At 67.5% G+C, this 25158-nt stretch carries 22 protein-coding genes; 13 read left to right on the top strand and 9 right to left on the bottom strand.

Annotated elements, in window-relative coordinates:
• Window positions 1–66: 66 nt before the first annotated feature.
• Together LQ564_RS12835 and LQ564_RS12830 are read left to right on the top strand one after the other, a co-directional pair.
• The gene (locus LQ564_RS12835) at window positions 67–1536 is read left to right on the top strand and encodes a PQQ-dependent sugar dehydrogenase (RefSeq protein WP_231058484.1); all 1470 of its coding nucleotides are present in this window, start codon (window positions 67–69) and stop codon (window positions 1534–1536) included.
• A gap of 16 nt (window positions 1537–1552) precedes the next feature.
• The gene (locus LQ564_RS12830) at window positions 1553–1996 is read left to right on the top strand and encodes a thioesterase family protein (protein ID WP_231058483.1); all 444 of its coding nucleotides are present in this window, start codon (window positions 1553–1555) and stop codon (window positions 1994–1996) included.
• A 44-nt stretch (window positions 1997–2040) separates the two neighbouring features.
• Here the strand turns inward: LQ564_RS12830 and LQ564_RS12825 are convergent, their stop codons facing one another.
• The gene (locus LQ564_RS12825) at window positions 2041–2472 is read right to left on the bottom strand and encodes a hypothetical protein (protein ID WP_231058482.1); all 432 of its coding nucleotides are present in this window, start codon (window positions 2470–2472) and stop codon (window positions 2041–2043) included.
• 40 nt (window positions 2473–2512) lie between these two features.
• Window positions 2513–2971, bottom strand: a complete 459-nt coding sequence (locus LQ564_RS12820) for a hypothetical protein (RefSeq protein ID WP_231058481.1) — start codon at window positions 2969–2971, stop codon at window positions 2513–2515.
• A 144-nt stretch (window positions 2972–3115) separates the two neighbouring features.
• Between LQ564_RS12820 and LQ564_RS12815 the strand changes: the two genes are divergently transcribed.
• Genes LQ564_RS12815 through LQ564_RS12805 form a run of 3 tightly spaced genes read left to right on the top strand, consistent with a single transcriptional unit; the run spans window position 3116 to window position 5332 of the window.
• Complete coding sequence (locus tag LQ564_RS12815) at window positions 3116–3730, top strand: RNA polymerase sigma factor (RefSeq protein ID WP_231058480.1); 615 nt, start codon at window positions 3116–3118, stop codon at window positions 3728–3730.
• Between the two features lie 10 nt (window positions 3731–3740).
• On the top strand, window positions 3741–4238 hold the full coding sequence (locus LQ564_RS12810) for a hypothetical protein (protein ID WP_231058479.1): 498 nt from the start codon (window positions 3741–3743) through the stop codon (window positions 4236–4238).
• A gap of 32 nt (window positions 4239–4270) precedes the next feature.
• A complete protein-coding gene (locus tag LQ564_RS12805) occupies window positions 4271–5332 on the top strand; it encodes a hypothetical protein (protein WP_231058478.1) in 1062 nt (353 codons plus the stop codon).
• Window positions 5333–5400: 68 nt separating this feature from the next.
• Here LQ564_RS12805 and LQ564_RS12800 read toward each other — a convergent pair whose 3' ends face one another.
• Window positions 5401–5892: a DUF3016 domain-containing protein gene (locus LQ564_RS12800; protein ID WP_231058477.1), complete on the bottom strand. Its 492-nt coding sequence runs from the start codon at window positions 5890–5892 to the stop codon at window positions 5401–5403.
• 169 nt (window positions 5893–6061) lie between these two features.
• Window positions 6062–6547: a DUF3016 domain-containing protein gene (locus LQ564_RS12795; protein WP_231058476.1), complete on the bottom strand. Its 486-nt coding sequence runs from the start codon at window positions 6545–6547 to the stop codon at window positions 6062–6064.
• Window positions 6548–6697: 150 nt separating this feature from the next.
• Here LQ564_RS12795 and LQ564_RS12790 point away from each other — a divergent pair, with 150 nt between their 5' ends.
• The gene (locus LQ564_RS12790) at window positions 6698–7438 is read left to right on the top strand and encodes a DNA-formamidopyrimidine glycosylase family protein (RefSeq protein WP_231058475.1); all 741 of its coding nucleotides are present in this window, start codon (window positions 6698–6700) and stop codon (window positions 7436–7438) included.
• A gap of 186 nt (window positions 7439–7624) precedes the next feature.
• Entirely contained in the window at window positions 7625–9127 is a 1503-nt protein-coding gene (locus LQ564_RS12785; RefSeq protein WP_231058474.1) for an HD domain-containing phosphohydrolase, read from the top strand.
• A gap of 119 nt (window positions 9128–9246) precedes the next feature.
• Here the strand turns inward: LQ564_RS12785 and LQ564_RS12780 are convergent, their stop codons facing one another.
• Entirely contained in the window at window positions 9247–11184 is a 1938-nt protein-coding gene (locus LQ564_RS12780) for a GAF domain-containing sensor histidine kinase (RefSeq protein WP_231058473.1), read from the bottom strand.
• A 91-nt stretch (window positions 11185–11275) separates the two neighbouring features.
• On the bottom strand, window positions 11276–11782 hold the full coding sequence (locus tag LQ564_RS12775; RefSeq protein ID WP_231058472.1) for a hypothetical protein: 507 nt from the start codon (window positions 11780–11782) through the stop codon (window positions 11276–11278).
• Window positions 11783–11937: 155 nt separating this feature from the next.
• Between LQ564_RS12775 and LQ564_RS12770 the strand changes: the two genes are divergently transcribed.
• Window positions 11938–12894: an IS1595 family transposase gene (locus LQ564_RS12770; protein ID WP_231058471.1), complete on the top strand. Its 957-nt coding sequence runs from the start codon at window positions 11938–11940 to the stop codon at window positions 12892–12894.
• A gap of 57 nt (window positions 12895–12951) precedes the next feature.
• Here LQ564_RS12770 and LQ564_RS12765 read toward each other — a convergent pair whose 3' ends face one another.
• Window positions 12952–13134: a hypothetical protein gene (locus tag LQ564_RS12765; protein ID WP_231058470.1), complete on the bottom strand. Its 183-nt coding sequence runs from the start codon at window positions 13132–13134 to the stop codon at window positions 12952–12954.
• A 247-nt stretch (window positions 13135–13381) separates the two neighbouring features.
• Here LQ564_RS12765 and LQ564_RS12760 point away from each other — a divergent pair, with 247 nt between their 5' ends.
• Together LQ564_RS12760 and LQ564_RS12755 are read left to right on the top strand one after the other, a co-directional pair.
• Window positions 13382–13765 (top strand): hypothetical protein, encoded by a 384-nt coding sequence (locus LQ564_RS12760; protein WP_231058469.1) that lies wholly within the window; start codon window positions 13382–13384, stop codon window positions 13763–13765.
• Window positions 13766–13879: 114 nt separating this feature from the next.
• Window positions 13880–16525: a bifunctional diguanylate cyclase/phosphodiesterase gene (locus tag LQ564_RS12755; protein ID WP_231058468.1), complete on the top strand. Its 2646-nt coding sequence runs from the start codon at window positions 13880–13882 to the stop codon at window positions 16523–16525.
• Here LQ564_RS12755 and LQ564_RS12750 read toward each other — a convergent pair.
• Entirely contained in the window at window positions 16522–17436 is a 915-nt protein-coding gene (locus LQ564_RS12750; protein WP_231058467.1) for a LysR family transcriptional regulator, read from the bottom strand. The two genes, LQ564_RS12755 and LQ564_RS12750, sit on opposite strands and share 4 nt — an antisense overlap.
• A 109-nt stretch (window positions 17437–17545) precedes the next feature.
• On the opposite strand from LQ564_RS12750, the gene LQ564_RS12745 reads away from it, so the two are divergent.
• Window positions 17546–17944: a RidA family protein gene (locus tag LQ564_RS12745; RefSeq protein WP_231058466.1), complete on the top strand. Its 399-nt coding sequence runs from the start codon at window positions 17546–17548 to the stop codon at window positions 17942–17944.
• Here LQ564_RS12745 and queC read toward each other — a convergent pair.
• Window positions 17941–18657, bottom strand: coding sequence for a 7-cyano-7-deazaguanine synthase QueC (queC, locus tag LQ564_RS12740; RefSeq protein ID WP_231058465.1), 717 nt, complete (start codon window positions 18655–18657; stop codon window positions 17941–17943). The genes LQ564_RS12745 and queC overlap by 4 nt on opposite strands.
• Window positions 18658–18804: 147 nt before the next feature.
• Here queC and LQ564_RS12735 point away from each other — a divergent pair, with 147 nt between their 5' ends.
• On the top strand, window positions 18805–20655 hold the full coding sequence (locus LQ564_RS12735) for an autotransporter assembly complex protein TamA (RefSeq protein WP_231058464.1): 1851 nt from the start codon (window positions 18805–18807) through the stop codon (window positions 20653–20655).
• Entirely contained in the window at window positions 20655–25091 is a 4437-nt protein-coding gene (locus LQ564_RS12730) for a translocation/assembly module TamB domain-containing protein (RefSeq protein ID WP_231058463.1), read from the top strand. Before LQ564_RS12735 ends, LQ564_RS12730 begins: the two co-directional genes overlap by 1 nt.
• Window positions 25092–25158: the final 67 nt, after the last annotated feature.

Raw genomic sequence — 25158 nt, 5'->3', positions numbered from 1 at the left:
CGTGCGTGCATGCGCACGACTTCGCTGGCAGAATAGCCTGACAAGTTGAACGCGATGGAGGCCGGGATGCTGTCCGAACGTATGCGCAATGTCTTGATCGTCGTGCCGATGCTGGCGCTCCTTGCCCTGCTGTCCGCCTGCGGCGGCGGTGGCGGCAGCCCCGGCACACCCGGCCCGGCGCCCACGCCGCCGGCAGCCACCACCGGCAACCTGGCCGTCGTCGCCAGCGGCCTGCCTGCCGGCGCCACGCCCTCGATCCGCGTCACCGGCCCCAACAACTACCAGCAAGACCTGACCGGCTCGCAAACCCTGGCGAACCTGGCCGCCGGCACCTATAGCGTCGCCGCCGCGCCAGTGACCGTCGGCCGGGTCGTCTACTCGCCCTCGCCCGCCACCCAGAGCGCGGTCGTCACTGCGGGCGGCACCGTCAGCGCCAGCGTCAGCTACGGCAGCGTGGACGTGAACATCGCGCTGAGCGAAGTCGTGGCCAACCTCGACAACCCAACCTGGCTCACCGCGCCCACGGGCGACACGCGCCTGTTCGTGCTCGAGCGCCCCGGGCGCGTGCGCATCGTCGAGAACGGCAGCACCCTGGCCATTCCCTTCCTCGACATCGGCGCGCGCGTGTTCACCGGCGGCGAAGGCGGCCTGCTGTCGATGGCCTTCGACCCGCAGTTCGCCAGCAACGGCTACTTCTACCTCTACTACACCGACCAGCAGCAGAACATCGTCATCGAGCGCTTCACTGCCGGCAGCAACCCGAACCTGGCCGACCCGACGTCCGGCCTGGTGATCCTGCGCGTCGCCCACCCGAACTTCACCAACCACTTCGGCGGGCAGGTCACCTTCGGCCCGGACGGCTACCTCTACCTGGGCACGGGTGATGGGGGCGGCGCCGGCGACCCGTCCGGCAACGGCCAGAACCTGAACGCGCTGCTGGGCAAACTCCTGCGCATCGACGTGCGCGGCGCCGCCCCCGGCCAACCCTACGCCATCCCGGCCGGCAACCCGTATGCGAACCAGCCCGGACGGCGCGCCGAGATCTGGGCGTCGGGCCTGCGCAACCCGTGGCGCTTCAGCTTCGACGGCAGCCAGCTCTACCTCAGCGACGTCGGCCAGGACCGGCGCGAAGAGGTCAACGTGCAGGGTGCCGACGCGGCAGGCCTGAACTATGGCTGGAACACGATGGAGGGCACGCTGTGCTACAACGCGGCGACCTGCGACCGCACTGGCCTTACGCTGCCCGTCTTCGAATACGACCACGGCGCGAACGACGCCAACGGCTGCTCGATCACGGGCGGCTTCGTCTACCGCGGCAGCGCGATCCCCGGCCTGGCCGGCAGGTACTTCTATTCGGATTACTGCCGCGGCTACCTGAAGAGCTTCCTCGCCAGCGGCGGCAACATCACCGAGCAGCGCGACTGGGACATCGGCGCCATCGGCAACGTCGTTTCCTTCGGGCGGGACGGCCAGGGAGAGCTGTATCTGCTGAGCTCGCGCGGCAGCGTCCATAAAATCGTGCGCGCCGCGCCATAGCGTTTAGAATGGCGGGATGGCACGCTTACAGCTCTCCTTCCCCGAAGACCAGTTCTATTACTCCACCCCGATGTCGGTGCGGGTCACCGACATCAATGCCGCGAATCACCTCGGCAACGACTCGATGATCTCGATGATCTCCGAGGCGCGGGCGCGGTTCCTGTTCGAGTTCGGCGTCGCCGAGACCGAGCGCGACGGCACCGGCATCATCGTGACCGACCTGGCCACCACCTATAAAGCCGAAGCGCATGCGCGCGACCAGCTGCTGTTCGAAGTCGGCGTCATGGATTTCAACAAGTACGGCGGCGACATCATCTTCCGCATCACCCGCCCGCGCGACCGCAAGCTGATCGCGATGGCCAAGTCCGGCTTCGTGTTCTTCAACTACAAGTCGAGCCAGGTCGTGGCGATGCCGGAAGATTTCCAGAACAAGTTCGACCGCGTCAACTGGATCGACTGAGGCCGCACCCGCCGCAGTGCTTGATCTGCCCAGCGCCCCGTACCTCAGCCGCCACCGCCCGTGCAATGCCGCGGCACCTCAGCCGCGAGCTTCTTCTTGTCCAGCTCCACCCACCTGCCATCGACCTTCTCTTCGAAGCGGTCCATGCTGTACACAAAGCGCGACTCGCCGTTCGCGTAAAAGAAGGGGCAGCCGGTCTTGTCGCGCGCAATATACCCGTCCGTCACTTTCCACGGCCAATATTCCGGCGCCTCTTCCAGGTAGCCGCGCGCCTCGATGCGCGCCTTGCCGAAGATCGGGTCGCTGGCGCTGTTCGCGGTCGAGCGTCCCACCCTACCCAGGCCCGGCACTTTCACGCCACCCATCCCGCTTGCCAGGTTCCCCAGGCTGCGCAGCTGCTCCAGCGATTGCGCCTCGGCCTCCTGCTGGGCGAAAAATCCGCACAGGGCCAACAGTATCCATTGAAGATATTTCATAGCTGATAGTTTCCATTCATCGATTGTCAGAGGGAGCCGGTCAGCGCATCGCTGCCGCCGGGCCGAGCTTGCGCACCAGCACGATGTTCGCCTGCTGCTCGCGGGTCATCTTGCTCAGGGTCTTGGCGGCCTCGACCTGGCTCGACATCTTCTCGATCGCCAGGTAGAGCGAGGCGTCGATCAAGGCATAGGTCGCCAGGCCGAATTCCTTGGTCGACAGGCCGTGCCTGGCAACGATACTTTTGGCGCCAGGACGTTTTTCGACCGACTGGATGAACCGTTCCACCGGCAGTTCGCCGTTCTTGCGGTAGCGGGCGTCTTCCGCCTCCTCTTCCTCGCTCTGCTCCGCCAGGCCGGCCTGTTCCAGTGTGGCATAGGCGGCCTTGGTTTTCTGCACCAGGGCCGGGCTCAGGAGGAAATGGGCATCCGCCGTCCCGGCCCAGGCAGTGGCGCCAAGGGAAAGCAACAGGGCGGCGATGGTCTTGCACAGATAGGTCATGATCTCACTCACTCATTTCTATAAAGAAAAAAGTATAGAAAGCTTCCGCTGCGCGCGATACGGGTGGACCGTCACTTCCCCCACCGGTGGTGTCCTTCAACATTCCTGGAACTTTTCGCTCGTCTCGCCGGAATACAGGTAAAGATGACGACCATGACCACCACCGAACCCCTCGACACCGAACTGCTGCAGCGGATGCATGCCGGCCGCGCCGATGCCTTCACGGCGCTGTACCGGCGCCACCAGGGCCCGCTCTTCCGCTACGCCCTGATGCGCTGCGGCTCGAGCGACACGGCCGCCGACGTGGTGCAGGAAGCCTTCATGGGCCTGCTCACCGGGCGCCTGCACTTCGACCCGCTGCGCGGGCAGTTGCAGCACTTCCTGTTCGGCGTGGCCCGCAAGCTGATCCTGAAGGTCGAAGAAGGCCGCGGACGCCACGTGGCCTTGCCCGATCCGGGCGAGGACGACGGCGAAGGTGTGGAACGCGACCTGCCCTGCGAAGGCGCCGAGCCGCTGGCGCGCCTGCTCGGCAACGAGACCGCCGAGGAGGTGCGGCGCGCGCTGGCCCAGCTGGCGCCGCACTACCGCGACGTGGTCATCCTGTTCGAACTGCATGAGCTGTCCTACCTGGAGATCGCCGCGATCTGCCAGGTCGACATCGGCACCGTGCGCTCGCGCCTGTCGCGCGGCCGCGCTGCCCTGGCCAGGCGCCTCCAGGCGCACGCCCCCGCGGCGCGGCCGCCATGCCTCACGCATTGAAGGAAACGATATGGACACCAAGGACAATATTCCCGACCCGCTCGCGCCCTGCTTCGCTGCGCTGCGCGATGAACTGGCCGGCCTCGATACCCCGCGCTGCGTCGAAAAGGAGCTGATGCAGGCCTTCGGGCGCCAGTTCCCGCCGAAGCGGCCCTGGCACGGTTTTCTCAGCCTGCCGCAATGGGGCGCCGCCGGCGCGCTGTGCTCGCTGACGGTGGTGGCCGTGCTGCTGGCGCTGTCGCCGCACCAGGCCATCGAGGTCAGCGGCCCCCCAGTCATCGGCATCGGCGGCATCGAGGGCGGCGGCGCCTTCGTCGCCCTCGACTCGCTCGAACGCATCGAGGCCGAGCCGGACGCGCGCCTGGTCGAGGCCGAGGTGCCGCGCACGGCGCTGGCCCCGCTGGGCCTGCCGCTCAGCCCCGATAACGCGGCCGACACCGTGCGCGCCGAGATGCTGGTCGCCGCCGACGGCCAGCCGCTGGCCGTGCGGCTCAGCTCGATCAACTGACACCCTGTAACGCCCACCCACGAGAGGAAACCATGACAAGCAAGAAGATCCTGATTGCAGTACTGCTGGCCTGCGCCTTCGCGCCGGCCCTGGCCGAGGAGCTGGAGATCGGCGAACAGGTGCAGCGTATCGTGACGCGCAGCACCGACGGGCTGCAGCCCGAACACATCATCAGCCTCGACGGCAACGCCGCCTTCCTGCACCTGGGCTCGGGCAAGCTGGTCAAGAATGCGCCCTACAGCGCCGAGATGGTGTCCGAGCGTACCCAGACGCTCGGCGACGGCAACCAGATCGTCAACAAGACCACCTCGATGAGCTACCGCGACAGCGCCGGCCGCACCCGGACCGAAACCCGCAATGCCAAGAATGAGGTAGTGAGCGTGATCATCAACGACCCGGTCGCGGGCGTGCGCTACATCCTGCGTCCGCGCGACAAGCGCGCCACCAGGATTGCGGCGCCGAACGCGGCCGCGATCGCGGCCCGCCTGCAGGCGCGCGAGGCGTCCGGCGAAGCGCGCGTGGCCGCCGGCGCGGCGCGGGCGGCCGGGGCCCAGGCACGGGTCGCCGCCGAAGGGGCGCGCGTTCATGTCGAGACGCTGCGCCGGGACGGCAAGCTGGCCGATGGCGAACGCGTGATCGTCAAGCGGATCGAGCGCAGCGGCGGCGCCGACGGCGAGTCCAGGGACATCAGCATCCGCATCGCCCAGCCCGGCCTCGGCCCCCTGCTCGCCACCCAGCTCGGACCGGCGCTCGAGAGCTCCCTCGACAAGCGCAAGTGGGAAACCAAGGACCTGGGCACCCGCGAATTCAACGGCGTGAAGGCGAATGGCAGCGAACGCAGCTACGAGATCCCGGCCGGCGAGATCGGCAACCGCCACCCGATCGTGGTCAGCACCGAGACCTGGACCTCGCCCGAGCTGCAGGTCGTGGTCTACCAGAAGCGCAGCGACCCGCGCGCCGGCGACAACGTGCTGCGCCTGGAAGAGCTGAAGCGCGAGGAACCGGCCGCCGCGCTGTTCACCGTGCCGTCCGACTACACGGTGCGCGACCCGCTCGCCGCAGCCGCGAGCCGGATCGAGAAGAAGGCGCCGTAAGGTTCCAGCCCGGCGGCACCCAAAAAAATGGCGCCTCGCGAGGCGCCATTTTCACTGCGACAGCCGGATCAGCTGGCCTTTTTCTGCAGGATGGTCTTGTTGAACCACTCGTCGAGCATGCGCTTCTCGTAGCGCAGCGCGTCGGTATCGAAACCGCGCACCGGACGCTGCAGATAACTCATGTCGGCCAGGCGCACCTTGCCGCTGTCGACCACCTGGCCGTTGGCGCTCAGGGTGTAGTTCAGCTCGATGCGCGGCCAGTCGGCGCTGCCCTGCAGGACGCGCAGCTCGCCGCCGCGGCGGTTCGGGTATTCGCGGCCGGCCAGGTCGATATCGGTGACGTTCACGGTCAGTTCCTGACCGGCAGGCAAGTCCTTGCCCAGCTTGGCGAAATGCTCGGACAGGGTGCGCAGCACGTCGTCGCGCTCCCAAGAGGTAAACGGCAGGTCCGTAAACTTGTCGGACTGCACGTAATTGACGGTCACGCCCGCAGAGGCGGCGCCGGCGGCACCCAGCGCGAGCACGGCCGCGAAGGCCGCTTTGCCGATCAAGGAGTTCATCGCATTCCCTTTCGTTGTTCCAGATGGTCTCATGCTTTGAATATACGCCCTCTCTGCCGCGTTTCCAGCCCCGTTTTGTCGAAGTTTTGTATCCAGATGTTAGCCGCGAAAAACGACGACGGCGCCACGCGGCGCCGTCGTTTCCCGTTCCGGCGTGGCGACGGAACGATTACTTCTTGAGGATGGTCTTCTTGAACCACTCCTGGATCATGCGCTTCTCGAAACGCAGCTCGTCCATCTCGTAGGCGCGTTTCATGATGCGCTGCAGATAGGCGACGTCGCTGATCTTGGCGTCGCCGCTGTCGAGCACCTGGCCGTTGGCGCTGAGGCTGTACTGCAGCTCGATCAGGGGCCAGTCATTCTTGCCGTCGCGGGAACGGATGTCCCCGCCCGCGCGGCTGCCGCGCACTTCCTGTCCGGACAGGTCGATATTGTAGATATCCAGTTTCAGGACCCGGTCCTTCGGCATGTCTTCGCCCAGTTTCACGAAATAGGCGGCAATGTCTTCCAGGGTTTTCTTGCGCTGGTGGTCATCCTGCGGCAGGTCGGCAAACTTCTCCGGATTGATGTAATTGACCAGTACTTCAGCCGATGCGGCATTCGCTGCGAATGCGAGGACGGCTGCAATGGCCGCTTTACCCACCATGGATTTCATGTCTCTCCCTTTATAAAAATTTACCTTTGTGAAATATACGCCTTTTGTGACAGCTGTCTACTATCACTTTAGTCAGGGTCGGTACGCCTGTGTTAGGCCCCGCACCGGCGTATCGGCGGGCTCGGCAGACAATGGCGGCAGGAGATACCCATGCCCGAAGGACCCTCTCTCTATATCCTCAAGGAACTGCTGACCGAATTCAGCGGCCAGGACATCGTGCGCGCCGACGGCAATGTGCGCGCCATCGACCCGGCGCGCCTGCCAGGGCAGCGCATCCTGGCCATCCACACCTGGGGCAAGCACCTGCTGATCGAGATGCCGGACCTGGTGCTGCGCGTGCACTTCCTGCTGTTCGGGACTTACCGGATCAACGAACGGCGCCCGGACAAGACCCCGCGCCTGTCGATCGAGACCGCCAAGGGTGACGAACTCAACCTGTACGCCTGCGCCATCAAGGAAATCGACCGCGCCACCTACGAAGCCTATGACTTCAGCGCCGACGTCATGTCGGATGCCTGGGACCCGAAAAAGGCGCGCAAAAAGCTGCGCGCCCAGCCCGACATGCTGGCCTGCGACGCCCTGCTCGACCAGGACATCTTTTCCGGCGTCGGCAACATCATCAAGAACGAAGTGCTGTTCCGCATCCGCGTGCACCCGCTGTCCACGGTCGGCGCCCTCAGTGCGCCCAAGCTGCGCGCGCTGGTGGATGAGGCGCGCCAGTACAGCTTCGACTTCCTGGAATGGAAGCGCCAGTACGTCCTCAAGCAGCACTGGCTGGCCCATGCAAAACGCATCTGCCCGCGCTGCGACATCCCCTTCCACAAGGCCAACCTCGGCCGCAGCAACCGGCGCAGTTTCTGGTGCGAACGCTGCCAGAAACGCTACAACTGAGTGCATCGCTGCACCAGGGCCGTATGCAGATTTCACAGCCTGCGGCTGCATGACATCGTTAACCAACACTTTTCATGTTGCTTGTTGTTAAGCCTCAATAGCCGTACTACAATCGACTTGACTTGCGGCTACTTTTTTCTGGATACCTGCCGCTGAAGTGAGATCAACCAAGGTAACGGAACCCGTATGTCCTTCCTGTCCTCCGCCGCGCCCAAGCTGGCGCCATGGAAAGTGCTGCTCGTCGATGACGAACCGGATATCCATGACATCACCAAGCTGACCCTGTCGCGTTTCCGCCTCGACGGCCGTGCGCTCTCCTTCGTGCACGCCTACAGCGGCGCCGAGGCCAAGGAAGTGCTGGCGCGCGAAAAGGACATCGCGCTGGTGTTCCTCGACGTGGTGATGGAGAACGAGGACAGCGGCCTGGAAGTCGCGCGCTGGATGCGCCAGGACCTGGACAACCAGTTCACCCGCATCGTGCTGCGCACCGGCCAGCCGGGCCAGGCCCCGGAAGAGCGCGTGATCGTCGACTACGACATCAACGACTACAAGGAAAAGACCGAGCTCGATCGCACCAAGCTGTTCACCACCACCTTCGCCGCCCTGCGCGCCTACCGCGACATCATGAAGGTCGAGGATGCGCGTCGCGCCCAGCAGACCTACCGCGAAGGCCTGGAGCGCGTGATCGCCGCCTCCACCCACATCTTCCAGCAGCGTAACCTGAAGGATTTCGCCAACGGCCTGCTGCAGCAGGTGGTGGCGCTGCTGCGCCTCGACCAGAGCATGCTGCTGCGCCTGAAGGGCGCCAGCGTGATCACCGGCGAGAGCCAGTACGAGGTGCTGGCCCAGATCGGCGACCTGGCCGGCGAGATCGGTCCGGAACTGGTGGCGCAACTGGACGACGCGCGCCACAACCGCATCTCGCGCCTGCACGGCGACACCTATGTCGGCTACTTCCCGAACAGCAGCGGCAAGGCTTCGCTGCTGGTGCTGAAAGGCGTGGACGAGATCGCAGAGATCGACGCCCAGCTGCTCGAGGTGTTCTGCTCGGGCGTGGCGATCGCCTTCGACAACATCCTGCTGAACCAGGAAATCACGGACACCCAGGCGGAACTGATCCTGCGTTTGGGCGACGTGGTCGAATCGCGCTCCTACGAGGCCGGCAACCACGTGCGCCGCATGTCCCAGGTCTGCTACATGCTGGCCCAGGCGGCCGGCATGCCGGAAGACGAAGTCGCGACCCTGATGCACGCCGCGCCGATGCACGACGTCGGCAAGATCGCCACCCCGGACGCGGTGCTGCTCAAACCCGGCAAGCTGACCGAGGACGAGTGGGAAATCATGAAGCAGCACCCGACCGTGGGGCTGCAGATCCTCGACGGCTCCCAGCGCCCGATCCTGAAGGCCGCCGCCGTGATCGCCCACCAGCACCACGAGAAGTACGATGGCACCGGCTATCCGCAGGGCTTGAAGGGCGAGGCGATCCACCCGTACGCGCGCATCGTCGCGGTGGCCGACGTGTTCGACGCGCTGAGCCACAAGCGCTGCTACAAGGACGCCTGGCCGGCCGCGAAGGTGACCGAACATCTGCGCGAGGTGGCGGGGCACCACCTGGATCCGCACTATGTGGATCTGCTCATCAAGAATATGGACAAGGCGCTGGCGATCAACGAGGCGTGGCCGGACTGAAGGAGCACATTCGCTCCACTCCTTCCATTGTTACCGTCTGATCCGTCATCCCGGCCTGCGCCGGGATGACGTTTACAAGCTGACGAAGAAATGATGAGGCGCCGCTGCGGCGCCTCGTTTTACTTCTTGCGCGAGCGCGGGAACGTCAGGTGATAACGCAAGCCTCTGCCAGGCTCACTCTCCACCCGCACCGCCCCCCCCAGCGCCCCCGTCACCAGGTTGAACAGGATGTGCGCCCCCAGCCCGCTCCCCCCGCTCCCGCGCTTGGTGGTAAAGAAGGGATCGAACAGCTTGTCCAGCGATTCCTGGTCCATGCCGATGCCGTCGTCCGCGTAGTCGAACACCACTTCCCCGTCCGCCTCCTTCACCGTGATCGCGATGGTCCCGGCCTGCTCGCGCTCGAAGCCGTGCACCAGCGAGTTCACCACCATATTGGTGACGACCTGCGACACCGCGCCCGGGAAGCTGTCCAGCACCAGGTCCGGCGGGCAGTCGACGTTGACCTTCACCGGCCGCCCCTTGAGCTTGGGCTGCAGCGACAGCAGCACCTCGTTCAGGTAGGAGCGCAGGTTGAAGTGGCGGATGTCGTCCGAGGACTGGTCGACCGCCACCTGCTTGAAGCTGCGCACCAGGCTGGCCGCGCGCTGGGTGTTGGTGGTCATGATGCGCAGCGACTGGTCGACGATGTCGAGGAAGCTGTTCAAGCTGTCCTCGGTCATCTCGCCCGCCGCCAGTTCCTCGCGCGTGAGTTTCAGTTCCTGCACCAGGTGGCTGGTGGCGGTGACGCAGATGCCGAGCGGGGTGTTGATCTCGTGCGCGACGCCGGCCACCAGGCCGCCGAGCGAGGCGAGCTTCTCCTGGCGCACCAGTTCCGACTGCGCCACCTGCAGCCGGCTCAGCGCTTCTTCCAGCGCCGCGTTCTGGGCTTCCAGCGCCTCCTTGGTCTTGCGGATCTTGCGGTCGGCCTGCATGCGTGCGATCGCCACCGCGACGTGGCTGGCCATGAAGGCGAGCAGGTCGAGGTCGGCCTTGGTGTACAGGGTCGCGGGGTCGTAGCTCTGCACGATCAGCACGCCGTAGGGCTGCTCGTGCACCAGCATCGGCGCGCCCATCCAGCTGGCGATGTCGAGGTTCCCCAGCGGCTCCTCGACCAGGCCGTTGTCGACCAGGTGGCGGAAGCTCGTCGCATCGTGGAGCTGCGCCTGCTTGCTGGCCAGGACATAGGAGCACATCGCCTTCCCGAAGGGGAAGCGCGTGACCGGCGCCTCGGCGTCCTTCTCGTCGACGAAATAGGGAATGCTGATTTCCCGGGTGTCCGGGTGATACAGGCCGATCAGGAAGTTCTTTGCTACCATCAGCTCGCCGATGATCTCGTGCAGGCTGGCCGACAGCGCCCCGGTGTCGAGCGCCTGGGCGGAGAGGTTGGCGATCTGGTACAGCGCGTGCTGCACCTGCTCGGCGCGGCTGCGCTCGGCGACTTCGTGCGCCAGCGCCGCGGTACGTTCCTGCACGGCGCGCTCGAGCCGGTCGACGCTTTGCAGGCCCTGCAGCGCATTCGAGACGTGATTCGCGATCTGCAGGAACAGCGCCTCGTCTTCCGCGCTGTAGGTGACGCCTTCGGTATAGCTCTGGATGACCATCGCGCCCAGTGCCTGCTGGTGGCGGTCGAGCAGCGGCGCGCCCATCCAGTGTTCGGCGGTGCTGCCGTGGCCCCACTGGATGCCGTCGGCGGCCCTGGCCCGGAAGTCGGCGGCGGTGAGCGTCAGGTGCTGGCGGTTCAGCAGCACCCAGGCGGTGGGCGACTGGTCGGGCGAGGCCAGGCGGATCGGCTGTTCCGGGTCGGGGCCCTCGTCCGCCTCGTCGACGAAGTAGACGAAGCGCACGGTGCCCTCTTCGCGGTCGGACAGCGCCACATAAAAGTTGGCCGCATACATGATGCGGCCGAGCGCGCGGTGCACCGCGCCGATGAAATCGACGATGTCGCTGCAGCTCGTCGAGAGTTCACCGATTTCGAGCAGCATCGACTGGACAGCTTCCAGCCGGGCGAGACGTTCCATTGCTTCCCCAAGAGTAATTAATGCAACTGGGAAATATTAACAGTTCGTTCCCGCCGGCCGAAGCGGTTTATGACAGGGTGTGGCTTAACTGCTATGCGCGCGGCGCGCGGAAGCCGCTTTCGGCCCAGGCATGTGCCGAGGCAGGGGTCAGCTTGAAGCCGGCCGACACGCGCACCTTGGCCACCTGCTCGCCCATCTCGTCGGTGGCGGCCAGGATCGCATAGGGATCGTCGTCGTCCGGCACGATGTCGAGCGTGACCTTCAGCTCGCCCTGCTCGGTCGAGATGGTCGTGTTCTTGTGCAGGATGGCATGCAGGTGCTGCTCGTGGCGGCGGATGACTTCGGACGCGGTCTTGATCAGGGTGTTGAAGGCGTTGACGTCGAGCGGCTTCGGGTTCTTCTTGTCGCGGCCCATGGTCCAGGGACCAACCAGCGCGGGCTCGCGTTCGCCCTCCTTGTACATGGCGACCGCCCAGCCTTCGTCGTCGTCGTTCTTGATCACCTTCGCGGTCCAGCCGTTGCCTTGCCACAGGCGCGGTTCCTGCACCAGCGCCTCTTCCTCGCCCTCGTGGTCGTCGTGGTCGATATGGTCGTTCATGGTCGTGTTTCCTTGTGCTTCAAAGCACAGATCATAGAGGAAACCGACCACAGGAAGAAGCGCGATTTACTTTGGCTGTGTTCGCGATCGCTGGGTGAACCAAATCGCGTTGTCGAAGTCTTACGCATCGTCGAGTTAACTCATCTGGAGTGACGATGCAAGGCCTGCGCTTCGACGAATTGTTCGCTTTTCTGACCGCTGCGCCATTGTCCAGCGCTGATCTGGCCCGACTGCGCGACTGGCTCGACAGCATCCGCGACCCGGCCGAATGCCTGGCGCTCATCGAAGCGGCCGCGGCAGGCCGGCCCTGTCCGCATTGTGCTTGCGCGCGCTTGCACCGCTCCGGCTTCGCCAGCGGCCTGCAGCGTTATCGCTGCCTGGGTTGTCGCCGCTCCTTCAATGCGCTGACCGGCACGCCGCTGGCCCGGCTGCGCAAGCGCGAGTGCTGGCTGCCTTATATCAAGTGCTTGCCGGAATCACGCACCGTGCGCGAGGCGGCGCTCGTTACCGGCGTGCATCGCACGACGAGTTTTCGCTGGCGCCACCGATTCGCGCCGGGCGCCGCCCGGCACCGGCCCGCAGCATTGACGGGAATCGTGGAGGCCGACGAAACCTACCGCCTCGAATCACAGAAGGGTTCGCGCACCTTGACGCGCTCGCCGCGCAAGCGTGGTGGCGCGGCCCGGCGGCGCGGCATCAACCGCGAGCATGATTGCCTGCTGGTGGCGCGTGACCGCATCGGCACGACGCTGGACTTCCATACCGGACGTGGTCCCGTGACCGCTGCGCAACTGCGCACCTGCCTGCGGCCGGTGCTGCCGGGCGACGGGCTGCTCATCAGCGATGGCGCTGCGGCCTATGTCCGGTTTGCCCTTGACGCCGGAATCATGCACGAATCCATCAACGTGCGGGCGGGCCGGCGCGCACGCGGCGCGATCCACATCCAGAACGTGAACGGCTGGCACAGCCGCTTCAAGAACTGGCTGGTGCGCTTCAAGGGCGTGGCCAGCCGCTACCTGGCGAACTATTCCGGGTGGCACCGGCTCTTGGACGCGCAAGCCTTGCGTACACCAGCACAGTGGCTATGTGCTGCGGTACGACAAGTTCAGTGAAGGGGGCTGCGAATACATAATTAATGCGAACACAGCCTTTACTTTGGACGACGTGCGTCAGGCGATGCGCGGCACGCGCCAGCCCGGGGTGGGCGGCTGGCGCAGCGGTGGCCGCCGCGGCGTCGGGTCGCCGCTGGGCAGGGGCGCCTCCCGATTAAACGGGTTGATGATGATCGGCGGGATCGCCGGCGGCGCCGATGGTGGGCCTTTGGGACCGTTGCCGGCTGCGTGGTCCCCCATTGTGTCGATGAACTGATGCATGGGCTCCCCCTGTGACAGAGCAGACTGCCAGTATAGGAGGCTCAGGCGCGAAAGCAATGCCAAAGCGTTCACGTTTCTTCCACTCACTTCCACCATTCATCGTACGCGGACACGGCTCGGCGGCCGAAAAATGCAGCCTGTCGCAATCCCGTGGTGCGTGCAGACGTGCGCGCTTAATCTTCAATCATCGCGCAAGCGCTTGACCATTAACCCCAAGAGGACCGCCATGAAAACGACCGCCAAGATCATCATCCTGTTCCTGTTTGCCCTGCTGCTGCTGAACGTCTTCGCCGACGCCACCGACTTCATGACGGTGAACATCGATGGCGAGGAAATCGGCGGGCCGCTCGGGTGGCTGGTCGGTCTGGTGTTCGCCGGCGGCGGCATGCTGATCGCCACGATCGTGATGCTGTTCGTGGGCCTGCTGCTGGCCGTGGTGTTCACCGGCGTCGGCGTGATCGTGGTCGGCGCGCTGGGCTTCGCGGCAGGTGCGGTGCTGCTGGCGCTCGCGCCGCTGATGCTGCCGCTGCTGATCCCGGTGGCGATCATCTGGTACCTGGTGGCGCGCTCGCGCAAGGACCGCGTGGTGCTGGAAAAGACGCCGGCCTGAGTTAGTCCCTCTTGCGACGAACGGCCGGCGCATCCGGCCGTTTTTCTTTGCGCGGCGATTCCGGAGCCGACCTGTAGAATCAGGCCATGGCCCCCTCCCACCGACACGGCGCGCATGCAAGCACTTCCACCTCCCCGACTGAAGCCGGTCCGGCCGTATCCGCTGGCCCGTCTCGTGGTCGTGACCGCGGGACTGATCGCGGCGCTGGGCTTCGTGACCGCCGCGATGCTGTACGCCAGCTACCAGGATGCGCTACGTGAACAACAGGTGACGCTGCGCAACGTGGCGGTCGCGTTCGCGGCGCAAACGGCCGGCGTGGCCCAGGGCATCGAGGGCGCGGCGCAAGCCGCGGCGCGCATGCTGCTGGCGCGCCCCACAGGGACGCAGGCAGCCACCCTCGAGGACGCGCAGGCCCAGGCGGCCCACCCCTACCTGCTGCGCCTGGTGCTGTTCGACGCCGCCGGCCACCTCGCCGGGTCCGTCACGCCTGGCGCCGGCAGCATCGACATGCCCGGCTTTCCGGCGCCGCCCAGTGGCGACCCGGCGCGCCGGATTACCGTGTCCGACATCGACCGGGTCACCGGCCGCGCGGTACTGAACTGCACGCACCCGGTGCGCGACCGTGCCGGCCGCCTGGCGGGCACCGTGGTGGCCCAGGTGGACTCGCGCCGCTTCGAGCGCCTCTATAACCTGGTCGAACTCGGCCCCGGCGGCTCGGTCACCCTGCTGCACCGCGACGGCACCATGCTGGTGCGCGGGCCAGCCTACCCAGCCGGCGTCGGCCGTTCCTTCACCCAGACTCTGCTGTTCCGCGAGCAGCTGCCGCGCGCCAGCCGCGGCGCCTTCCAGGCGGCCAGCCCGATCGACGGCGCCCCCGGCCTGTACGGCTATGACGTGGTCGAGGGCGCGGACCTGGTCATCATCACCGGCATGGCGCGCGACATCGCCCTGGACGGCTGGTACGGCCGCCTGTGGACCGCCCTCGGCTTCTACCTGCTGCTGTCGGCCGTGCTGGCACTGCTGGCCTGGCGCGTGGCGCGCGACGCGCGCCGCCAGTCGCGCCTGCTGGACATGGTGTCGGCCAGCGAGGCGCGGCTGGCCAAGCGCTTCGATTACCTGTCCGCGCTCGTGAACGCGATCGGCGCCCCGGTCTGGGTGCTCGACGGCGCGCGCCGCATCGTGCTCGCCAACGAGGCCTTCGCGCGCCTGGTGGGACGTCCGCGCGACACCCTGCAGGGCATGGAAGAGCACGCGGTGTTCGAAGGCGGCGATGGCGAGCGCGAGCGCCGCTACGCACAGGTGCTGGCCAGCGGGTCCAGCCAGGATGCGGCCGGCTCGGTGCGCGACGGCAGCGGCGAAACCCGCACCGTGATCCAGCTGACCAGCCGCCTCGCCGGCGAGGACGGCGCCGCCCACCTGGTCAACGTGCTGACCGACATCACCGAGCGCGAACGCGCCGAGGCGCGCCTGGCCTGGCTCGCCGAGTTCGACCCGGTGACGGGCCTGCCCAACCAGACCCAGTTCTGGCGCCTCCTGCAGGCCCGTATCGCGGCGGCGGCCGGGCGCGAGCTGGCGGTCGCCACCCTGGTGCTCGACCGCCTGCACGAGATCGTCGACCTGCTCGGCCACGAGGCCGGCAACCGCGCCCTGCGCCAGGTGGCCGAGCTGTTGCGCGCGTCCTGCGGCGATGCCGTCGTGCCCGCCCATGTGCGCGGCGCGGAATTCGCCTTCGTGCTCGACGCCGCCGGCGGCCGGGCGGCGGTGGAGCGCTTCGCCACCGAACTGCATGCCCTGCTGTCGGGCCCGCTGCGTCTCGACGGGCGCGACTTCTACCTCGGACCGCGCCTGGGCCTGGCCCTGTTCCCGCAGGACGGCGCCTGCGCCGACGAACTGCATCGCAATGCGCAGGGCGCCGCCAGCGGCGCCGGTATCGAACTCGAACAGGCGGTGCGCTTTTTCTCGACCGATGCGCACACGGAGCTGGGCCGGCGCCTCACCATCGAAGCGCACCTGCGGCGCGCCCTCGAGCTCGGCGAACTGCGCCTGGTGTACCAGCCCAAGGTCACGGTCAGCGAGCAGCGGGTGGTCGGCTTCGAGGCCCTGCTGCGCTGGACCAGCCCGGAACTGGGCGGGGTATCGCCGGCCGAATTCATCCCGATCGCCGAGCGCACCGGCCTGATCGTCGCGATCGGCGCCTGGGCGCTGGAAGAAGCCTGCCGCCAGATGGCCGAATGGAACGCGCGCCTCGGCCGCCAGGTCAGGGTGGCGGTCAACCTGGCGCCGCGCCAGCTGTACCAGAAGTCGCTGCTCGACACGGTGCGGCGCTGCCTGGCGCGGTACGGGATCGAGCGCGGCTGCCTCGAGCTGGAAATCACCGAATCGGCCCTGATGAGCCGCGAGGAAGAAGTCGACGTCCTGATGCACGATATCCGTGCGCTCGGGGTCGATCTGGCGATCGACGATTTCGGCACCGGCTACTCCAGCCTGGCCTACCTGAAGCGCTTTCCGGTCTCGCGCCTGAAAGTCGACCGCGCCTTCGTGCGCGACCTCGGACGCGACGAGGACAGCGCCGCCATCGCGCTGTCGATCGTCAACCTCGCGCGTGGACTGAAGCTCAAGGTGGTGGCCGAAGGCGTGGAGACCGAGACCCAGCTCGCCGTGCTGCGCGGGATGGGCTGCGACGAATACCAGGGCTTCCTGTTCAGCAAACCGCTCGAGCGCGAGGCGGTGCCGGCGCTGTTCGACGGCATGCGGAGCTAGTCGGGCAGGGGCGCGTGTTGCGCCATCAGCGCCACCACCCAGTCGATGAACACGCGCAGCTTGCGGCTCGGGTGGCGGTTCTGCGCGTAAGCGATGTGCAGCGGCATCGGATCGATGCGCCAGTCCTCGAACAGGAGCACCAGGCGCCCGGCCGCCACGTGCTCGCGCGCCATGTAGTCCGGCAGCCACAGCACGCCCAGGCCCGCCAGGCCGGCGGTAAGATAGGCGTTGCCATCGTCGATCGACAGGATGTGGCGGCCGCCGACCCTGGCCCTCTCTTCGCCCCGGCGCATGGCGTAGGGGAAGCCGCCATTACCGCCCAGCCAGCGGAAGCGCACGATGCGGTGGTGCGAGTCGAGCAGTTGGTCCGGATGCTCCGGCATGCCGGCGCGCGCGAGGTAGTCGGGCGCCGCGTAGACGCCCAGGCGCAGCTCGCCCACCTTGCGCGCGACCAGCCATCCCTCGGTGACTTCCCCCCCGCGCACCACGCAATCGACGTTCTCGCCGATCAGGTCGACCTTGCGGTCGCTGGCGCCCATCTCGAACTGGATTTCCGGGTACTCCGCGTGGAAAGCCGGCAGCGCCGGCACCAGCACCATGTTCGCGAAGGGGCTCGGCACGTCGACCCGCAGCTGGCCGCGCGGGATGCCGGAGGCGCCGGGCAGCCCGATCTCGACGTCCTCCAGTTCGGACAGCAGGCGCGCCACCCGCTCGTAATAGACCGCGCCGTCCTCGGTGACGTTGACCTTGCGCGTGGTGCGGTTCAGCAGCTTCACGCGCAGGTGGGCTTCGAGCTGCTGCACCAGCTGGGTGACGCTGGTACGGCTCATGTGCAGCGTCTCGGCCGCCTTGGTGAAACTGCCCGCCTCCACCACCCGCACGAAGGCGCGCATCGCATCGAACCTGTCCATGTCTCCTCCTTGATTATTTGGATTGTACAAACAGTCCTGACGTGAATTGTCAGTTTATTTGCACAATGGGCGCGACTAAGCTTCTTCCACCCATTCACAGGAGATTGCGATGACAAAACGCGACGTGGTATTTCCCCCGGGCCGCCAGGCCCTCTATGAACAGAACCGCTATTCGCCGGCGGTGAAATCCGGCGGCTTCCTGTTCGTGTCCGGCCAGGTGGGCAGCCGCGAGGACGGCTCGCCCGAGCCGGAACTCGACGCCCAGGTGCGGCGCGCCTTCCAGAACCTGAACGCGGTGCTGGAGGCGGCCGGCTGCACCTTCGACGACGTGGTCGACGTGACGGTCTTCATCGTCGATCCGCAGCAGCATTTCGAGCGGATCCGGGAGGTGGCGCGGGAATACTGGGGCGAGGCGCCCTACCCGAACGCGACCGCGGTCGGGGTGACCTGGCTGTACGGCTTCCAGTTCGAGATCAAGGTAGTGGCCAGGCTGCCCGCCGCGGTTTAAGCGGTTTTACCCGCCACGTACTGCTCGTAGCCGCGCGCCCGCAGCGCGCAGGCCGGGCAGGTGCCGCAGCCGTGGCCCCAGGCGTGGGCCGCGCCGCGTTCGCCCAGGTAGCAGGTATGGGTATCGAAGCGGATCAGGTCCACCAGCGCCGACCCGCCGCAATCCTCGGCCAGCTGCCAGGTCTGCGCCTTGTCGATCCACATCAGCGGCGTCTCGACCTTCAGGCGGGTCGCCATCCCCAGGTTCAGCGCCACCTGCAGCGCCTTCATGGTGTCGTCGCGACAGTCCGGATAGCCGGAGAAATCGGTCTCGCACATGCCGCCCACCAGCACGTTGAGGCCGCGGCGGTAGGCGACGGTGGCCGCCACCGTCATGAACAAGAGGTTGCGCCCCGGGACGAAGGTATTCGGCAGCCCGTTCTCCTGCATCGCGATGGCCACGTTGCTGGTCAGCGCCGTATCCGAAATCGTCGAGATCAGGCCGAGATCGATCATGTGATCCTCGCCCAGGCGCGCATCCCATTCCGGATTCAGTGCGCGCATTTTAGAAAGCAGGGTCGGACGCACTTCCAGCTCGATCGCGTGGCGCTGGCCGTAGTCGAAGCCGATGGTCTCGACACGGGCATAGCGCTGCAACGCCCAGGCCAGGCAGGTGGTGGAGTCCTGGCCTCCGCTGAAGAGGACGAGGGCGGTATCTGGCGCGAGCATGGTCATGTTCCGAAAAATAAGACGGGAGAACCGCGCATTCTGGCATAAAACCGGGTCAATCGTGCAGCACCTGTGGCGCACGGATAACTCAGCCGTCCGTCGTCATTTTTGCCAATCCGCTAAGATTGCCATGAATTTTTCCGTCGGAGTGCCATGTTTCCTGCCAGATCGATCCCCTGCCGCCTGCGTCCCCTGTCCCGTCTCCTCGCCGGCATAGGCGCCTTGCTGTTCGCGACCGCCCTGCACGCCCAGGGCATCGACTACCAGGTCCGCATCGACGCCCCGCGCCAGCTGGAGAACATGCTGGAGGAAAACCTCGACCTGATGCGCTGGCGCGGCAACCCGCGCGTGGACATGGAACAGCTGCAGCGCCTGGTCAAGGAAGCCCCGGCCCAGGCCAAGACCTACATCGCCACCGAGGGCTACTACTCGCCGAAGATCTCCGCCGGCCTGGATACCAGCGGCAGCCGTCCCGTCGCGCGCGTGATCGTCGACCCGGGCGAGCCGACCGTGGTCGGCGACGTCGACCTGGTGCTGCAGGGCTTCGCCCCGATCGACAAGGGCGCGGCGCCCTTCGACGCCGGCGCCCTGCGCCAGCGCTGGCAGCTGCCGGTGGGCGCGCGCTTCCGCCAGGCCGACTGGGAAGGCGCCAAGAACGCCCTGCTGCGCGACGTCGCGCAGACCCGCTTCCCGCGCGCGCGCCTGGTCGAGACCAGCGCCACGGTCGACCCGGAACAGCGCCGCGCCCTGCTCCACGTGGTGATCGACAGCGGCCCCGAGATGCACTTCGGCGAGCTGCGCATCCGCGGCCTGAAGCGCTATCCGCGCGAAGTCATCACCAACCTGAACCAGATCAAGCCGGGCGACGAGTACAGCGAGGCCGCCCTGCAGGCCCTGCAATCGCGGCTGCAGGACACCGGCTACTTCAGCAGCGTGGAAGTCAGCGCCGACCTGCGCGCCGTGCTCAATGCCGAGATCCAGGACCTGAAGGACGGCGACGACGACAGCGACGGCAACCCGGCCACGCCCGAGCCGACCACCGGCCCCACGGTGCTGCCGGTGCTGGTGCGCGTGACCGAAAACAAGCGCAAGAACGTCGAGGTGGGTCTCGGCTTCTCGACCGATACCGGGGCGCGCGCCCAGGCCAGCTACGACGACCTGAACGTGTTCGGCAAGCGCATGAAGAGCGACGTCATCTACGAACAGAAGCGGCAGACGGCGCGCGTCGACTTCTACTGGCCGACCACGCCGAAGGGTTACAACGACAGCGTCGGCGCCGGCGTCGAGCGCAACGACGTGCGCGGCGAGATCACCACGCTGGCCACCGTGGCCGCGCGGCGCCAGTGGGGCACGCCGCTGCTCGAGCGCAGCCTGACGCTGGAAGCGCTGGCCGAGAAACGCGAGGTGCCACCGGCGGAGCCAACCACCACCCGCAGCCTGCCGCTCACCTACAGCATCACCAAGCGCCAGCTCGACAGCCTGATCCAGCCGACCAACGGCTACGTGGTGCAGGGCCAGCTGGGCGGCGCGCTGCTGCCGATCCTGACCGACGAAAAATTCCTGCGCCTGTATTTGCGCGGCCAGATGTTCAAGCCGCTCGGCGAATCCGGCACCCTGGTGCTGCGCGGCGAATTCGGCGGCGTCGCGGCCAAGGAAAAGCTGGGCGTGCCGAGCACCTTCCTGTTCCGCGCCGGCGGCGACCAGTCGGTGCGCGGCTACGGCTACCGCGAGCTGGGCGTGCGCGAGGGCGACGCCATCGTCGGCGGCAAGTACATGATCACCGCGAGCGCCGAGTACCAGTACTGGTTCCGTCCACCATGGGGCGTGGCCTTCTTCTACGACGCCGGCAACGCCGCCGACAAGGTCGGCGACCTGGAGCCGAAATCCGGCTACGGCATCGGTGCGCGCTGGCGCAGCCCGGTCGGCCCGATCAACGTCGACCTGGCCTATGGCCACGCGGTCAAAAAGGCGCGCCTGCACTTCTCCCTGGGATTCACCTTCTGATGGATACGAACGACACCACTCCGGACCAGACGCCGGCGCCCGTCGCCAAACCGCGGCGCTGGCCGCGCCGCGTCGCCATCGGCGTCGTCGTGACCGGCGCCGTCATCGGCGGCACGCTCTGGTACCTCGGCCGCGAGACCACCTTGCAGATGATCGCGCAAAAGGTCGCGGCTTCCACCGGCGGCAAGCTGACCCTCACCGGTGTGCGCGGCTCGCTGTACGGCGCCATGCACATCGACCGCATCGTCTGGCGCACCGACGAGCAGCTGGTCGTGGCCAACGACATCGACCTGCGCTGGTCGCCCGGGCAGATCGTCTCGCGCGGCATCCTGGTCGACGAACTGCGCGCGGCCGACCTGCGCATGGAGACGCTCAAGGAGTCCGACGAGAAGAGCACCATGCCGACCAAGCTGGCGCCGCCGTTCACCGTCTCGATCGACGACGCGCGCCTAACGAAGGCGGTGTTCGTCTCGAAAGGCGCCGAAACCCGCATCGACAATATCCGCCTGCGGGTGGAAGGCAACAAGCAGCGCTGGGAAGTGCGCAACGCCGCCGCCGCGACGCCCTGGGGCGATGTGGCGGCCACCGGCAGCATCGGCGCCCAGCGCCCGTTCAAGCTCGACGCCACCGCCAGCCTGACCCAATCGCAGGCCAGTGCGGGCGCGCGTGCGGCCCAGCTGCGCCTGAAAGTCGGCGGCGACCTGGAGACCACGCTGGTCGACGCCAGCGGCCAGGCCGGACGCGCCGTCGGCGACGCCCGCCTGGTGCTGTCGCCCTATGCCGACATTCCGCTGCGCGAGATGCGCATCAACGGCCGCAACGTCGACCCGGGCTTCTTCAACCCGTCGCTGCCGACGGCGGACCTGACCTTCGCCATCGCCGGCAAGCTCGATGAGAAGCGCAACCTCAGCGGCAGCGTCGACATCACCAACGACGGCCCGGAAGGCACCATCGACCAGCAGCGCCTGCCGCTGCGCGCGATGCGTGGCCAGCTAGGCGGCAACCTCAATGCCCTGCAAGTGTCCGACGTGCTGATGGACTTCGGCGCCGCCGGCCGCTTCACCGGCACGGGCGGGGTGCAGCGTGGGGCCGACGAGGAAGGCATCGGCACCGCGCGCTTCACCCTGCACACCGACCGCTTCGACCTGAAGGGCATCCACGGCGCGATGAAACCGACCGCGATCCGCGGCGACATCCAGGTGGCCAACACCGCCAACACGCAAACCCTGCAGGCCAACCTGGCCGACAAGGCGCTGCGCCTGACCGCGCTCGCCACCCTGGAAAACAATGTGGTCACGGTGCGCGAAGCGCGCATCTCGAGCGGCAGCAGCCGCGTCGACGTCAGCGGCAACATGAACCTGCTGGACGACAAGGCTTTCAAGGCCAGCGCCAGCGCGACCCGCTTCAACCCGGCCAACTTCGGCGACTTCCCGCAGGCCGACATCAACGCCAGCGTCAACGTGGCCGGCGCCCTGGCGCCGGAGTGGCGCGTGGACGCCGACTTCGCCGTGCGCCGCAGCCGCCTGATGAACCAGGCCCTGAGCGGCGAAGGCAAGCTGCATGCGGACGCCAAGCGCATCAGCGGCATCGACGCCAATCTCGCCCTGGGCCAGAACACGGCCGCGCTCAAGGGCGCCTTCGGCGGCGCCGGCGACCGTCTGAACTGGCGCCTCGACGGCCGCCAGCTGGCCGCCGTGCGCAGCGACCTGTATGGCGCGGTAGTCGCCAGCGGCGTCGCCACCGGCACCATGGCCGCGCCGCGCACCACCTTCACGGTCGAGGCCAACAACCTGGGCTGGGTCGCGGCCCAGCGCAAGAACGCCAACGGCAGCCTGCGCGCGAACGGCGAAGCCTGGCTGGCCGGTTCCGAAGGCGCGCGCTTCGTCGAAGCCAGGGTGAGCGGCGCCATGCAGCGCTTCAACCCGGCCGCCTTCGGCTCGCCGCTTGCCGGCTCGATCAACGGCGCTTTCGATGCCAGCGGCCGCAGCGGCGCCGACTGGCGCGGCAACGTCGACCTGCGCGTGCAGGATTCGACCCTCTCGAACTCCCCGCTGTGGGGCCATGCGAAACTGACGGCCGACCGCCGCCACGTGTCGAACGCCGACGTCGACCTGCACGTCGGCGCCAATATGGTCGCCGCCAAGGGCAGCTTCGGCGCGGGCAACGACCAGCTGGGCTGGCGCATCGACGCCCCGCAGCTGGCGGCGCTCGGCCCCGACTTCGCGGGCATCCTGCGCGGCCAGGGCACCCTGTCCGGCACCATGGACACGCCGTCGCTGACCGCCGCCCTCGAAGGCCAGAACCTGCGCCTGCTGGGCGTGCACACCATCCGTTCGCTGAAGGCCAACGCCAACATCGCCTCGGGCCGCGGCGCGCGCGACGCGATCGCCACCGACATCCAGATGCTGGACTACGTCAGCGGCGACACCCGCATCGCCTCGGCGAGCCTGAAGAGCGAAGGCACGCGCGGCGCCCACATCCTGCGCGCCGCCGCCGTGGGCGACGCCTTCGACGCCAACGTCGAGGTGCGCGGCGGCTTCACGGGCGACACCTGGAGCGGCACCCTGGCCGCCCTGCAGAACCGCGGGCGCTACGCGATGGCGCTGCATGCTCCCGTGCCGCTCACCATCGCAGGCAGCAAGGGCAGCGGCGTGATGGGCCTGGCCTCGCCCGAGCGCATCGCCTTCAACGGCGCCGTGGTGCGCCTGCCGGCCGGCAGCATCACCGTCGATTCGCTGGTGAAGAACGGTCCGCGCTGGAATAGCAAAGGGCATGCGGACAACGTCCCGCTGACCTACCTCGCCCAGTTCTCGCCGGCGATCCGCGACAATGCGCGCGGCGACCTGACCCTGGGCGCGCAATGGGCGCTCGATCTGCGCACCGCCACCGCCACCGGCGGCGCGCCGGCGCTGGACGGCATGGTCCACGTGTTCCGCGAGAAGGGCGACGTCATCGCCGGCAGCGACAGCCCGGTCCCGCTCGGCCTGCGCACCCTGGACGCGCGCGCCGACGTCACCGGCGGCGCCCTGCGCGTGAAAGTCGCACTGGATGGCGCCCGCACCGGCACCGCGGACCTCGACGGCACGGCCCAGCTGATCCAGGGCCGCCTGGACCAGGACAGCCCGATGCGCATGACGGCCAACGCCAACATGGGCTCGATCGCCTGGCTGGCCGCGTTCGCCGGCCAGTCCGGCCTGGAACTCGACGGCGCGCTGCGCCTGGCCCTCACCGGCTCCGGCACCATCGGCACCCCGCGCCTGGACGGCAGCCTGCAGGGCGACCGCCTGGCGGTGCGCTGGCCGGAACAGGGCGTGCGCCTGCAGAACGGCGAACTGCGCGCCAGCCTGGCCGGCGACCAGCTGAACCTGCAGCGCTTGTACTTCCAGGGCCGCCAGGGCAGCGCCTCGGCCGACGGCTCGCTGCGCTTTTCAAACGGCCTGGCCGCCGCCGACCTGCGCCTGACCCTCGACAAGCTGGAAGCCCTGTCGCGCCCCGACCGCACCGTGGTCCTGAGCGGCAAGGCCTCGCTGGTGCGCAACAGCGAACGCTTCGCCCTCGAGGGCAATGTGCGCGCCGACCGCGCCCTGATCGAATTCGCGCCGCAGGGCCGCCCGACCATGTCGGACGACGTGATCGTGCTGGGCCAGGGCGGCGCGAAACCCATCCCGTCCAACAGGAAGGAAGAGCTGCCGCTCACGGTCGACCTGCGCGCCGACCTGGGCGAGGAATTCAAGCTGCGCGGCCTCGGCGCCGACGTGACCCTGGCCGGCAACGTCCGCGTGCGCATGGTCGGTTCCGGCAGCCCGCGCGTGAACGGCACCATCCGCGCGGTCGAGGGCAACTACGCCGCCTACGGCCAGAAGCTGGCGATCGAACGCGCCAACATCACCTTCAGCGGCCCCTACGACAATCCCTCGCTCGACGTGCTCGCGGTGAGGAAGCGCCCCGAGGGCGAGCAGCTCTCGAGCACCAACGTCGAAGCCGGCGTGCAGGTGCGCGGCACCGCGCAGTCGCCGCAGGCGGTGCTGGTGTCGACGCCGAACGTGCCGGACAGCGAGAAGCTGTCCTGGCTGGTGCTGGGCCACGGCATGGAAGGCACCAGCGGCAACGAGAAGGACGTGCTGGCCGCGGCTGCGGGCGCCCTGTTGGGCGGCAAGGGCGGCACCGGCGGCATCACGCAGAAGCTGGCGACCTCGCTCGGCGTCGACGAACTGGGCCTGAAGCAGGCCAACGGCACCGCGACCGGGCTGGAAAGCACCGTGGTCACGGTGGGCAAGCGCATCTCGAACCGAGCCTACCTCAGCTTCGAACAGGGCGCAACCACGGCGTCCAGCCTGGTGCGCCTGCGCTACAAGTGGAGCCCGCGCATCACGCTGCAATTCCAGACCGGGACCAATACCGCGCTCGACGTGCTGTACTCGTGGGCCTTCGACTGATGCCTTGAACGGCTCACCCGTGGCGGGAATGTGTGCCATCATTCCCGCCACGACTTCGCGAAAAACG

The organism is Massilia phyllostachyos, from assembly GCF_021044825.1.
Lineage (GTDB): Bacteria > Pseudomonadota > Gammaproteobacteria > Burkholderiales > Burkholderiaceae_D > Telluria > Telluria phyllostachyos.
This window is presented reverse-complemented; position numbering and strand designations above follow the sequence as displayed.

What these genes read in the sequence shown, in the direction of transcription:
- LQ564_RS12835 (WP_231058484.1), top strand. Translation starts at nt 67, where the DNA reads ATGCTGTCCGAACGTATGCGCAATGTCTTGATCGTCGTGCCGATGCTG.
- LQ564_RS12830 (WP_231058483.1), top strand. Translation starts at nt 1,553, where the DNA reads ATGGCACGCTTACAGCTCTCCTTCCCCGAAGACCAGTTCTATTACTCC.
- LQ564_RS12825 (WP_231058482.1), bottom strand. Translation starts at nt 2,472, where the DNA reads ATGAAATATCTTCAATGGATACTGTTGGCCCTGTGCGGATTTTTCGCC.
- LQ564_RS12820 (WP_231058481.1), bottom strand. Translation starts at nt 2,971, where the DNA reads ATGACCTATCTGTGCAAGACCATCGCCGCCCTGTTGCTTTCCCTTGGC.
- LQ564_RS12815 (WP_231058480.1), top strand. Translation starts at nt 3,116, where the DNA reads ATGACGACCATGACCACCACCGAACCCCTCGACACCGAACTGCTGCAG.
- LQ564_RS12810 (WP_231058479.1), top strand. Translation starts at nt 3,741, where the DNA reads ATGGACACCAAGGACAATATTCCCGACCCGCTCGCGCCCTGCTTCGCT.
- LQ564_RS12805 (WP_231058478.1), top strand. Translation starts at nt 4,271, where the DNA reads ATGACAAGCAAGAAGATCCTGATTGCAGTACTGCTGGCCTGCGCCTTC.
- LQ564_RS12800 (WP_231058477.1), bottom strand. Translation starts at nt 5,892, where the DNA reads ATGAACTCCTTGATCGGCAAAGCGGCCTTCGCGGCCGTGCTCGCGCTG.
- LQ564_RS12795 (WP_231058476.1), bottom strand. Translation starts at nt 6,547, where the DNA reads ATGAAATCCATGGTGGGTAAAGCGGCCATTGCAGCCGTCCTCGCATTC.
- LQ564_RS12790 (WP_231058475.1), top strand. Translation starts at nt 6,698, where the DNA reads ATGCCCGAAGGACCCTCTCTCTATATCCTCAAGGAACTGCTGACCGAA.
- LQ564_RS12785 (WP_231058474.1), top strand. Translation starts at nt 7,625, where the DNA reads ATGTCCTTCCTGTCCTCCGCCGCGCCCAAGCTGGCGCCATGGAAAGTG.
- LQ564_RS12780 (WP_231058473.1), bottom strand. Translation starts at nt 11,184, where the DNA reads ATGGAACGTCTCGCCCGGCTGGAAGCTGTCCAGTCGATGCTGCTCGAA.
- LQ564_RS12775 (WP_231058472.1), bottom strand. Translation starts at nt 11,782, where the DNA reads ATGAACGACCATATCGACCACGACGACCACGAGGGCGAGGAAGAGGCG.
- LQ564_RS12770 (WP_231058471.1), top strand. Translation starts at nt 11,938, where the DNA reads ATGCAAGGCCTGCGCTTCGACGAATTGTTCGCTTTTCTGACCGCTGCG.
- LQ564_RS12765 (WP_231058470.1), bottom strand. Translation starts at nt 13,134, where the DNA reads ATGGGGGACCACGCAGCCGGCAACGGTCCCAAAGGCCCACCATCGGCG.
- LQ564_RS12760 (WP_231058469.1), top strand. Translation starts at nt 13,382, where the DNA reads ATGAAAACGACCGCCAAGATCATCATCCTGTTCCTGTTTGCCCTGCTG.
- LQ564_RS12755 (WP_231058468.1), top strand. Translation starts at nt 13,880, where the DNA reads ATGCAAGCACTTCCACCTCCCCGACTGAAGCCGGTCCGGCCGTATCCG.
- LQ564_RS12750 (WP_231058467.1), bottom strand. Translation starts at nt 17,436, where the DNA reads ATGGACAGGTTCGATGCGATGCGCGCCTTCGTGCGGGTGGTGGAGGCG.
- LQ564_RS12745 (WP_231058466.1), top strand. Translation starts at nt 17,546, where the DNA reads ATGACAAAACGCGACGTGGTATTTCCCCCGGGCCGCCAGGCCCTCTAT.
- queC (WP_231058465.1), bottom strand. Translation starts at nt 18,657, where the DNA reads ATGACCATGCTCGCGCCAGATACCGCCCTCGTCCTCTTCAGCGGAGGC.
- LQ564_RS12735 (WP_231058464.1), top strand. Translation starts at nt 18,805, where the DNA reads ATGTTTCCTGCCAGATCGATCCCCTGCCGCCTGCGTCCCCTGTCCCGT.
- LQ564_RS12730 (WP_231058463.1), top strand. Translation starts at nt 20,655, where the DNA reads ATGGATACGAACGACACCACTCCGGACCAGACGCCGGCGCCCGTCGCC.